Source organism: Microbacterium sp. ER1 (assembly GCF_023383675.1).
Lineage (GTDB): Bacteria > Actinomycetota > Actinomycetes > Actinomycetales > Microbacteriaceae > Microbacterium.
Window position 1 is genome coordinate 1 of record NZ_QCXO01000021.1, and the last position, 1,050, is coordinate 1,050.

At 72.7% G+C, this 1,050-nt stretch carries 1 protein-coding gene; it reads right to left on the minus strand.

The features are described 5' to 3' along the window. Nucleotides 1-36: 36 nt before the first annotated feature. Nucleotides 37-1,011, minus strand: coding sequence for a hypothetical protein (locus BV453_RS01375; protein WP_249520680.1), 975 nt, complete (start codon nucleotides 1,009-1,011; stop codon nucleotides 37-39). Between the last annotated feature and the right edge of the window lie 39 nt (nucleotides 1,012-1,050).

A 1,050-nucleotide genomic window follows, 5' to 3' on the forward strand; every position in this document is an offset into this window, starting at 1 on the left:
GGGGCCGGAGGGCACGGAAGGGGGTGGGTCAAGGGTTCACCGGGCGAAGAGACGGAAGGCACGGAAGTGCGCGTCGGCCGCGGCGAGGGAGGCGACGTGCTCGCTCGACACCCGGATCACCTGCCAGCCGGTGGTTCCGCGCACCCAGTCCTCGCGGATCTTCTCGTCGAGCACGACGCTCTCCGCGGTGCGGCCCCCGCGGAGCTCGTCATCCAGGTACTTGTCACGGCCGTCGCACTCCACGAAGGTGCGGGACTGGTCGACGGCGATGCCCATCCAGAACCGGCCGCCGCGCGGTCCGTCCACCGGCACCTGCAGCCGCGGTCTGCCGAAGCCGAGCTGATGGAGCCGGTACCGCGTCACGCTCTCCAGAGGCAGTTTCGCGCGACCGTCGGCCAGGCCCACGATCCGGCGAGCCTGCACGATGCCGCGGAGCCGTGGACGGCAGACCCGATCCGCGAGGTCCGCCAGGAGAGCCTGCTCCGCGGTGTCGTCGAACTCCCACGGGTCACCGCCGACCAGAGCGAGGGCGGCATCCGCGACCGCGAGAGCCGCCTCCGGAGCGACCGTGCGGGCGAGGTCGACGACCGTCCGGGCGAGGGAGGTGCAGCGGATGCCGTCGCGCTCCACGATGTCACCGGCGGCAACAGTGCCCTCGTGCCGCAGGATCCCGGACGTGCTGTGCCGGCGGTCCGGTGGCGCCGTCACATGGACCCTCGTCGGACGCACCCGATACAGCGGCAGTCCCCACAGCACCGCAGCCGAGGCGTGCGAGAACACGGGCCCTGGCCCCGAGGCCGCGAGGTCGGCGGCCACCACCTCCGCACGATGCCGGGACTCCGGGGCGAGCTCGCTCCAGGTCCGCAGCGCGAGGTACCACCCACGGCGCACACGATGCAGCTGCCGCCCTTCCACCGCGGCGTGGAGCGTCCGAGACCCCCAGCCCTCCTCCTCCAGCCGTCGACGACCGAGGAGCATCCCCCTGATCTCCTCCACGCTCACCTGTCTCACCCCTCCGACTCTCCCCTCTCCTCTCGCCACTCCCCCGCC